Source organism: Sphingomonas sp. Ag1, assembly GCF_000980895.1.
Taxonomy (GTDB): domain Bacteria; phylum Pseudomonadota; class Alphaproteobacteria; order Sphingomonadales; family Sphingomonadaceae; genus Sphingomonas; species Sphingomonas panaciterrae.
The window spans coordinates 1-1916 of the sequence record NZ_LAZX01000025.1; the positions used below are offsets into that span (position 1 = coordinate 1).

The 1916-nt window shown below is 57.7% G+C and carries 1 pseudogene; it reads left to right on the forward strand.

The window, feature by feature from the left end:
• Positions 1-1916 (forward strand): annotated as a pseudogene (locus tag XM50_RS20250) (hypothetical protein); the annotation flags it as partial.

Consider the following 1916-nt stretch of genomic DNA (forward strand, 5'->3'; position numbering starts at 1 on the left):
CGTTCGGCTTCCGTAACAACAACGTCGTGATTGCCAATACCAACGGCTACCTGACGACTGATCCAATGGGCATCGAGTTCATCGCTACTGCTGATGACCGCACAACCCAGACACCAAACCGCATCCGCTTGTCGTTTAAGGGCGTCGTGCCTGAGGGCACAATGGGCGGCGTTCTGGCTACCCTCATGGACTACCAAGTCGGTGAAATGCGTCTTGAACCCTATTGGGATGGTCCAACACTCAAGGTGATCCTTGGCCGTAACGGCAGCACTGAGGACGTGGTTAGCGACCCTAGCGAACTGCGTGTCCTTGGCACGAACCAGCTTTACGAAGCCGAGTGGACGAACAATCCGACCGGCGACGGCGGCACTATGACGTTCTTCATCAACGGCCAGCAGATTGGCACGCCGAAGCCGACGAACACCAAGCCGCGCATCACTCCGCTGATGCCAATGGAAATCGGCGCGTCTTCGGGCAATACGTCCGTTGGCATCCCGAACCTCGAAGTCGAATACGTCTCAGTCAGCTACGACAAGCCCGGTATCGCAGTCTCCTACCAGAACGTATCCAGTGGGCCGATCAGCCGTGCAGACCTACAGGCTCTGGCCGTTGATGCGAGGAACGTAACGGCTCCCGGTCCATACGTTCTGCGCTACTCAATCGGTAACGGCACGCCCTTTGAACTGTCCATCAATGTCGGTGAAATGTCGCTGCCAGCTGGCCGCGCATACAAGGCCGTCCTTGAGGATTGGTCCACTGGTGTTGGCGTTCCGCATCCGCGCGAATTGGTGATGACCCGCGTTGCTGCTCAGAACTGCCGTTTCGAGGACAGCGATCTCTACGACGCACAGGCAAGCTGGACTGAGGTTCTACCTCAGGGTCCGGTGCCGAACATCAACGGCATCAACTATTATTGCGAAGGCATCCGCATGGGCAATTATGTCCAGTTCCAGTTTATCTACGATTGGGACACGACGCAGATGCCAGCGAACCCATTTGGCGATCCGACCAACAAGGAAAGCTACATGGTCGCGCACAAGTGGATGATCTACGACAATCAGGGAACGCTTCTGGCGCGCATCGAGCAGCCAAACGGCGAACCGCTGAACAACCCGGCTCGTCCAGCATGTTGGGAAGGCACTGTCGATGGTCGCGGCGTTGCAATCATCACCGCGAACAATCGTTGGCAGCCTCATGGCACCACCCGCTCGTCGGTCATCTGGCGCTCGCATGATCCAGTGGCTTACGATCAGGCAAGAATCTGGAACACAGTTCCTACCTACGACATTCGCGTCCCGTTCGGCTCGAACACTGGCTATTCGGTCAATGGTGGCGATGCCCGTATCTTTGGCGATGGCCAGATCAACGGCTTTGCGAACTATCGCGTAATGCCTTGGGAACCGAGTGACACGAATGCGCTAATCGCGCAGGCTGCGGCATCCACAATGCTCCACAGGTCGCTGCTAACCGAGACGGCTATCACCCCGAACGCGGGCATCTGGCTCAAATACACACCATTTAACCAGATGGGCCGTTCGCCGGTCACGGGACCGGGTGGCACGCGCGATGACCGTCAGATTATGCCTGAAATGGTCGCGGTCTATGCTCGCGATGTGAACTCGACGCGTCCATTCGACGGACGCTCGATGAAGCAAATCGCTCTGGATTACCTCACGGGTTACGCCAGCGATCCGGTTTACGGCATGGAGAATGGCCGTGCTCGTCCGCTCTACAAGGGCACTGGTAACGCACGTCGCAACATCAGGCTTCGCAAGCACTATTACGGCTACGGCGAGGCGTCCGTTCCTGAGACCCAAGCATGGTATGTTCAGGGCGGTCGAACCTACGAGTGGATGGCTGGTAGCAACCCACTCCGAGTGAGGGTTCCCGGCGCTGGCACCGATCCCAAGAAGCCG